A 6,912-nucleotide genomic window follows, 5' to 3' on the forward strand; every position below is an offset into this window, starting at 1 on the left:
GCCTTCCTCAAGGACTGGAGCAGCACCCAGTGGGAGGTGCTGAACCTGGTCTCCAGCGGGGACGTCGTGATCGCCGAGCGGGTGGACCGGACGGTGGTGGCGGGCAAGCCGGTGGACCTGCCCTGCTGCGGGGTCTTCGAGATGCGGGACGGCAAGATCGCGGTCTGGCGGGACTATTTCGACATGGGGACCTATGTCGCGGCCCTGAAGGCCTGAGGGCGGGTCCGCAGCAGGCGCTGGGCCAGCCACGCGGCGGCGGCGAGGTCGTAGGTGAGGCAGAAGGCCGGCCACCAGGGCGGGACGCCGGGATTGTCCACCAGGCGGGCGTGGACCAGGTCCAGGACGCCGTGGGCGGCCAGGGCGGCGGCGACCCACCAGAGGCTGGTCCGGAAACCCAGCACCGCCACGGCCGCGAAGGCGGCCAGGCCCAGGGTCTCGATCCCGAGCGCCGGGATGGACCCACCCATGACGGCGAAGAGGTCGTAATAGGAGGCGATCACCACCAGGACCACCGGATAGAAGGCCCGGTCGCGGTCGAGGCCAACCCCGGTGGCGAACGCGCCGACGCCGAGCCCCAGGGCCGCCCCCACCAGATATTCCATGTGCGTCGTTCCTCTAGAAGCCGAGGACAGCCTAGGGGGTGATGGGTCTGGCAGAAATGTCATAGAGATCGCCGATCTCGCCATGGGCTTTGTTCCTCCCACAGGCCGGAGGCCGGTTCGGGGGAGGTGGATCGCGGACGCAGGCCGCGAGACGGAGGGGGCTGGGGCGGTGGCGCGGCCCTAGCCCCCTCCACCGCTTCGCGGTCCCCCTCCCCCGATGGGGGAGGAATTGGAGCCGTTGTCACGGAGGGGCTCCGCCCCCTATGAAGCGGGACAACAGCAAAGGGAGCGCGCCAATGTTTTCGCACATCATGATCGGCACCAACGACCTGGCCCGGGCCAAGGGGTTCTATGACGCCCTGCTGGGGACGCTCGGCGTGCCGCCGGCGATGCAGGACGGGGAGCGGATCTTCTACATGACCCCCACCGGGGTGTTCTCGGTCTCCAAGCCGATCAATGGCGAGCCGGCCAGCGCCCCCAATGGCGGCACCATCGGGTTTGCCTGCAGCTCGCCCGAGCAGGCCGACGCCTGGCACGCCGCGGGCGTGGCGGCCGGCGGGACCAGCATCGAGGATCCCCCCGGCGAGCGGGCCGGCGGCATGGGCAAGCTCTACCTGGCCTATCTGCGCGATCCGGACGGCAACAAGCTCTGCGCCCTGCACCGCATGGGGTGAGGCGGGGGCGAGACGGAGGGGGCCTGGCGCCCTCCGTCTCCGACGCCGCGCAGCGATCCACCGGAGAGCGCCATGATCCCCTGGGAACACCTGGACACCGCCACGGTCCCCGACGGCGGCGGCGAGCTGAAGCTGATGCGGCGGGGCGGCGAATATTCGATCATGTCGGGATCGATCGAGCTGATGAACAGCCGGCTGAGCGGGTCGGAGCAGGCGCTCGCCACCCTGGTCTGCGACCGGCTGGGGGCCAAGGCCCACATCCTGATCGGCGGTTATGGCATGGGCTTCACCCTGCGCGCGGCGCTGGCGGTGCTGGGGCCGGCGGCCCGGGTCACGGTCGGCGAGCTGGTCCCGGCGGTGGTGGACTGGGCGCGCGGGCCGATGGCGCAGCTCACGGCCGGTTGCCTGGAGGACCCGCGGGTCTCGGTGGTGATCGGCGACGTGGGCGAGCTGATCGCGGCGGCCAACGGCGCCTATGACGCCATCGCGCTGGACGTGGACAACGGCCCCGAGGGGCTGAGCCGCAAGGCCAATGACGGCCTCTATGACCGGGCGGGCCTGGCGGCGGCGCGCAAGGCGCTCACGCCGGGCGGGATCCTGGCGGTGTGGTCCTCGGCCCCCAGCGCGGCCTTCAGCCAGCGCCTGCGGCGGGCGGGGTTCTCGGTGGAGGAGGTCAAGGTCCGGGCCGGCGGCGGCAAGCGCGGGGCGCGCCATGTGATCTGGCTGGCGACCCGTCCGGCCTAGGGTTGAGAGCGCGGGGCGATCGGGCGCGGGCATGGTAGGGTGGGCCATGACCTATCGCATTTCCGCCCGCTATCCCGGCCGCGGGGTGACCTTCACCCTGGCCACCGAAGAAGAAGCCCTCGCCAAGTGCGACGAGCTGGTCGCCGACGGGATCGACTTCGACATGACCGATTCCCAGGGCGCCCGCGTCGACGAGGTCGACCTCGAGGAGCGCATCGAGGCGCGCGGCGAGGGGTAGGCGGGGGCTTCCGCCCAACCACCGTCATCCCGGGAGACCCTCAACATTACAGCCCGTTAAGTACTGTTACTCGAATGTCATGCATGGATGTTCCGTAACTCTCTTAAATCTCTGTCATTACCTGGTATTCACAAGACTTTGCGAGGCCGCGCTCGTATTCCCTCAGTCATCGGCGGCGTGTCGCCGCCCACCACATTGAAGACCTTAGAGGGACCTCACCATGTTCAAGCTCACCGCCAAGATTTCCGCCGTCGCCGCCATCGCCCTGGCCGCCCTGCCCGCCCTGGCGCTCACCACCGCCGCCCACGCCGCCCCCATGACCCTGCAGGTGGGCGACCTCTCCACCGCCGCCGGGGTCGCGGCCTTCGAGCAGCGCCTGGACAGGCTGGCCACGAACGTCTGCGCCGCCCGGAGCCCCGCCACCGGGACCCGCATCGTCAAGACGCAGGGCTGCATCGAGGCCGTCCGCGCCGAGGCGATGGACAAGCTCTCCGCCGCCCAGCGCAGCCAGCTGGCCGCCTACGGCCGCTCGGAACTGGCCGCCCGCTAAGACCCTCGTCCTCCCCAGTCCTGGGGTCGAAGCCGGAAAAGCCCGCCCTCCCCGGCGGGCTTTTTTGCGTTTGGCGGTCCTACCGTCATGCGCCTAGCCTCGGACTCAGGAGGACGCCCCATGCCCGAGTTCCGCACCATCGACCTGCCCGACGTTCCCCTGCGCGCGGCGATGGAGGGATCGGGGCCCCTAGTGGTCCTGGTCCACGGCTTCCCGGAGAGCTGGTACAGCTGGCGCCACCAGATCGGACCGATCGCCGACGCCGGCTTCACCGCCTGCGCCATCGACGTGCGCGGCTATGGCGGCTCGGGCAAACCCCACGACATCGCCGCCTACGACATGGAGCACATGGTGGGCGACGTCGCCGCCCTCATCGAGCACCTGACGCCTGGGGAGAAGGCCATCCTGATCGGCCACGACTGGGGGGCGCCCATCGTCTGGAACTCCGCCCTGATCCGCCCCGACCGGGTGCGCGCGGTGGCGGGACTGTCGGTGCCCTATACGGGGATTCCCAAGACCAGCTTCATGGAGCTGGTGGACAAGGTCTTCACCCAGCGCGGCAAGTTCTTCTACCAGGCCTGGTTCCAGAACGTGGGGCCGGCCGAGGCGGAGCTGGAGGCCGATCCGGCCATGGCCATCCGCAAGTTCTACTACGCCATCAGCGGCGATGCGCCCGACGGGACCTGGCCCAACGACAAGGTCCACGGCCAGAGCCTGCTGGAGGGGCTGGTCGATCCCGATCCCTTCCCCGCCTGGCTGACCGACGAGGACATCGCCTATTACGCCGGCCAGTTCGCCGAGTCGGGGTTCCGGGGGCCGCTGAACCGCTACCGCAACCACCAGCGCGACTTCGAGTACCTGTCGAAGTTCGAGGGCCGCAAGATCGAGCAGCCCAGCCTGTTCATCGGCGGCGAGCGCGACCTGGTGCTCTCCATGCTGGGCCGGGGCAACCTGCTGGAGATCATGGGCGAGGAGATGACCGACCTGCGCGGCGCCGACATCCTGGAGGGCTGCGGCCACTGGACCCAGCAGGAACGGCCAGCCGAGGTGAACGAACGCCTGCTGGCCTGGCTGAAGGGGCTGTAGTCAGCGCACGCTGGCCAGGTACTGCTCGGCGATGGCGGCGTGCAGGGCCACGCCGTGGGCCATGGCGTCCTCGTCCATCAGCATGCGGTTGGAGTGGCAGGAGTGGGCGTGGGCGGGCTTCACCTGCGGCGGGGCGACGCCGAGGAAGACCATGCAGCCGGGCAGGCGCTGGAGGACGTAGGACCAGTCCTCGGCCCCCATGACCGGGCTTGGCATGTCGCGGAATCCCTTCTCGCCGAGCAGATCCTGGGCCACGGCCTTCACCCGGGCGACGAAGGCCGCGTCGTTCATGGTCACCGGATAGCCGGCGGTGATGGTCGCCTCACCCACCATCTCGTGGGCCTCGGCGATCTTGCTGACGATCCGATGGATGCCTTCGTGGGCGCGGGTGCGGGCGCGTTCGGAGAAGGAGCGCAGGGTGCCCAGCATGTGGGCGCTCTCGGGGATGACATTGTGGGTGGTGCCGGCCTCGATCTTGGCGATGGTCAGGACCACGGGGTCGAAGGCGTCGACGCGGCGGGCGACGAAGGCCTGCAGGGCCATGACGATCTCGGCGGCCACCGGGATCGGATCCCGCGCCAGGTGAGGCGTGGAGGCGTGGCCGCCCTGGCCCTTCAGGGTTATGGCCACCTGATCGGGCGAGGCCATGAAGGCGCCGGGCTTGGAGGCGATCACGCCGGACGGGATGTTGGGGCTGACATGGATGGCGAAGGCGGCGCTGGGCATGGGCGCCAGGTCCAGCAGGCCGTCCTCGATCATGTGGCGGGCGCCGAAGTCGCCCTCCTCCCCGGGCTGGAACATGAACTTCACCGTGCCGGCCAGGCGGTCGCGATGGGCGTGCATCAGGTGGACGGCCGAGACCAGCATGGCGGTGTGGGCGTCGTGGCCGCAGGCGTGCATGGCGCCGGGGACCTGGGACTGGAAGCTGAGGCCCGTGTCCTCCGCCATGGGCAGGGCGTCCATGTCGCCGCGCAGCAGGATGGTGGAGCCCTGCGGATCGCCCTTCAGGGTGACGATCAGGCCGGAATTGGAGGTTCCCTGGACGATCTCGACGTCGAGGCCCTGGAGGGCCGCCCGCACGGCCGCCGTGGTGCGGGGCAGGTCCAGGCCCAGTTCCGGGTGCTGGTGCAGGTCGCGCCGCAAGGCCACGGTCCTGGACTGCAGGGCGCGGGCGTCTTCGAGCCAGGGGGTGGTCATGGCGGGTCTCCGGACAGGAACAGCCGTCAGGCTGGCACAGACTTTCCCGCGGCGCACCCCGCCGATTTCCAATCCGTCCCGCCTGGGTCAGGATGGGCGACCGCCCTGAGGGAGCCGCCATGCCCGCCCTGACCACGATCGAAGAGCTGGAGGCCCTCTACGGCGCCCCCAACGCCGCCTCCACCCTGAAGGAGCGCGACCGGCTGATCCCGGAATACGCCGCCCTGATCGCCGCCTCTCCCTTCGCGGCCCTGGCCACGGTGGGACCCGAGGGGCTGGACTGCTCGCCGCGCGGCGACGCCGGCGAGGTGGTGCGGATCGCCGACGACCGCACCCTGCTGCTGCCCGACCGGCGGGGGAACAACCGGGCCGATTCCCTGCGCAATATCGTGCGCGACCCCCGCGTGGCCCTGCTGTTCCTGATCCCCGGCTCAGGCTCGACCCTGAGGGTGAACGGGCGGGCGGAGCTGCGCACCGACGCCGATTTGCTGGAGGGGTTCCGCATGGAGGGCAAGCTGCCCCGCTGCGTGGTGGTGATCACCGTCGAGACGGTGTTCTTCCAGTGCGCCCGGGCGGTGATCCGGGCCGACCTCTGGAATCCGGAGAAGCACGTCGATCCGGCGCGGTTGCCGAGCGCGGGACAGATGCTCAGCGCGGCGAGTTCCGGCGCGCAGGGCGGGGACCAGTACGACGCCGAGTGGCCCGCCCGTGCGGCGGCCAGCATGTGGTGAGGCCCCAAGGTGCGGCGCCGCCAGGATGGTCTGCTACGCCCTCATGAGGCGCCTTCTCCCCTTGCGGGAGAAGGTGGCCCTGCGGAGCAGGGTCGGATGAGGGGTCGATAAACCTATCGGGTCAGGGCGTTGCACGACACGCGGAGAGAGGAGTGCGACCCCTCATCCGTCGGGCCTTCGCCCGACACCTTCTCCCGCAAGGGGAGAAGGATTGGAGCGCGGCGGGCCTAGGTGGGTCCAAGCTCCCTGGTTCCGATCAGTCCCCCGCCTGCACCATGGCGAAGGTCTTCGCCCCCATCGCCAAGAGCCTCGGATCGTTCACCCGTCCGGCGTCCACCAGGACCACGGCGTAGTTCACCGCCCAGCCGGCGGCGCGGGCCCAGGTGGCCTCGGAGGCGTCATAGGCGACCATGGCGGCGTGGCGAGACTCCATGTCCGGCAGCAGCATCCAGAGGCTCGAGAGGTCGGTGGCGCGGTCGCCCTGGCACATGTCGCCCCAGTCGATGATGGCGGTGAGACGGCCCTTCTCCGAGAGCACGTTGCGGGCGTGGGGATCGCCGTGCAGCCAGGTGGGCTCCACGTCGATGGGGGCCGCGAGCGCGCGCTCCCAGACCGCACGGATGCGCGGGGTGATGAAGTCCGTCTCCGCCGCCAGCCGGGCGAAGCGGGGGGCGAGATAGTCCGCCCGCTCGGCCAAGGGCACGCCGCGATGTGGATTGCGCGGGGTCCGGGGGTGCTGCGGGGGCTGATGCAGGGCCTTCAGGAAGCCCGCCAGCACCGGGGCCTGGTCAGCCCGGAGAGGATCGAGGTCGGCCGGGCCGCCGGGCATCCAGGGCAGGATGCTCCAGGGCCAGGGATAGCCGCGGCCGGGGCCCCCACGCCACAGCGGGGCGGGAACCGGCAGGGGCAGGCGCTCGGCCAGGGTCGGCAGCCAGCGTTGCTCGTTCCGCAGCAGCTCGACCGCGACGAGGCGGCGCGGCATCCGCACCGCCATGTCGTCGCCCAGACGGAACATGTCGTTGTCCCAGCCGGAGGCCAGGTGCTCGATGGGCAGGTGGGCGAACTCGCCATGCTGATCGGCCAGCAGGGC

General features: G+C 70.5%; 10 protein-coding genes. 7 read left to right on the top strand and 3 right to left on the bottom strand.

What is annotated here, in order from left to right; genetic code table 11:
* Window positions 1–216: limonene-1,2-epoxide hydrolase family protein (locus Q7T09_RS03385; RefSeq protein WP_304697612.1), on the top strand; the 216-nt coding region annotated here is incomplete at its 5' end.
* Here the strand turns inward: Q7T09_RS03385 and Q7T09_RS03390 are convergent.
* A complete protein-coding gene (locus Q7T09_RS03390) occupies window positions 192–602 on the bottom strand; it encodes a hypothetical protein (protein ID WP_304697613.1) in 411 nt (136 codons plus the stop codon). The two genes, Q7T09_RS03385 and Q7T09_RS03390, sit on opposite strands and share 25 nt — an antisense overlap.
* 296 nt (window positions 603–898) lie before the next feature.
* Between Q7T09_RS03390 and Q7T09_RS03395 the strand changes: the two genes are divergently transcribed.
* From Q7T09_RS03395 to Q7T09_RS03415, 5 genes are all read left to right on the top strand, one after another.
* Window positions 899–1,276, top strand: coding sequence for a VOC family protein (locus Q7T09_RS03395; protein WP_304697614.1), 378 nt, complete (start codon window positions 899–901; stop codon window positions 1,274–1,276).
* A gap of 72 nt (window positions 1,277–1,348) precedes the next feature.
* The gene (locus Q7T09_RS03400; RefSeq protein ID WP_304697615.1) at window positions 1,349–2,020 is read left to right on the top strand and encodes a spermidine synthase; all 672 of its coding nucleotides are present in this window, start codon (window positions 1,349–1,351) and stop codon (window positions 2,018–2,020) included.
* A 46-nt stretch (window positions 2,021–2,066) separates the two neighbouring features.
* Window positions 2,067–2,258, top strand: coding sequence for a hypothetical protein (locus Q7T09_RS03405; RefSeq protein WP_304697616.1), 192 nt, complete (start codon window positions 2,067–2,069; stop codon window positions 2,256–2,258).
* 220 nt (window positions 2,259–2,478) lie between these two features.
* Entirely contained in the window at window positions 2,479–2,808 is a 330-nt protein-coding gene (locus Q7T09_RS03410; RefSeq protein ID WP_304697618.1) for a UrcA family protein, read from the top strand.
* A 120-nt stretch (window positions 2,809–2,928) separates the two neighbouring features.
* Window positions 2,929–3,894 (top strand): alpha/beta fold hydrolase, encoded by a 966-nt coding sequence (locus Q7T09_RS03415; protein ID WP_304697620.1) that lies wholly within the window; start codon window positions 2,929–2,931, stop codon window positions 3,892–3,894.
* Here Q7T09_RS03415 and Q7T09_RS03420 read toward each other — a convergent pair whose 3' ends face one another.
* Window positions 3,895–5,091, bottom strand: coding sequence for a M20 family metallopeptidase (locus Q7T09_RS03420; protein ID WP_304697622.1), 1,197 nt, complete (start codon window positions 5,089–5,091; stop codon window positions 3,895–3,897).
* A gap of 119 nt (window positions 5,092–5,210) precedes the next feature.
* Here Q7T09_RS03420 and Q7T09_RS03425 point away from each other — a divergent pair, with 119 nt between their 5' ends.
* On the top strand, window positions 5,211–5,822 hold the full coding sequence (locus Q7T09_RS03425; RefSeq protein ID WP_304697624.1) for a pyridoxamine 5'-phosphate oxidase family protein: 612 nt from the start codon (window positions 5,211–5,213) through the stop codon (window positions 5,820–5,822).
* 256 nt (window positions 5,823–6,078) lie between these two features.
* On the opposite strand, the gene Q7T09_RS03430 is transcribed toward Q7T09_RS03425, so the two are convergent.
* The coding region (locus Q7T09_RS03430; protein ID WP_304697626.1) for an aminoglycoside phosphotransferase family protein at window positions 6,079–6,912 on the bottom strand (834 nt) is incomplete at its 5' end.

It is taken from the genome of Phenylobacterium sp. (assembly GCF_030645195.1).
Classification (GTDB): domain Bacteria; phylum Pseudomonadota; class Alphaproteobacteria; order Caulobacterales; family Caulobacteraceae; genus Phenylobacterium.

Coding starts and splice junctions, on each gene's coding strand:
- Q7T09_RS03410 (WP_304697618.1), top strand. CDS start 2,479: ATGTTCAAGCTCACCGCCAAGATTTCCGCCGTCGCCGCCATCGCCCTG.
- Q7T09_RS03400 (WP_304697615.1), top strand. CDS start 1,349: ATGATCCCCTGGGAACACCTGGACACCGCCACGGTCCCCGACGGCGGC.
- Q7T09_RS03415 (WP_304697620.1), top strand. CDS start 2,929: ATGCCCGAGTTCCGCACCATCGACCTGCCCGACGTTCCCCTGCGCGCG.
- Q7T09_RS03390 (WP_304697613.1), bottom strand. CDS start 602: ATGGAATATCTGGTGGGGGCGGCCCTGGGGCTCGGCGTCGGCGCGTTC.
- Q7T09_RS03395 (WP_304697614.1), top strand. CDS start 899: ATGTTTTCGCACATCATGATCGGCACCAACGACCTGGCCCGGGCCAAG.
- Q7T09_RS03425 (WP_304697624.1), top strand. CDS start 5,211: ATGCCCGCCCTGACCACGATCGAAGAGCTGGAGGCCCTCTACGGCGCC.
- Q7T09_RS03405 (WP_304697616.1), top strand. CDS start 2,067: ATGACCTATCGCATTTCCGCCCGCTATCCCGGCCGCGGGGTGACCTTC.
- Q7T09_RS03420 (WP_304697622.1), bottom strand. CDS start 5,091: ATGACCACCCCCTGGCTCGAAGACGCCCGCGCCCTGCAGTCCAGGACC.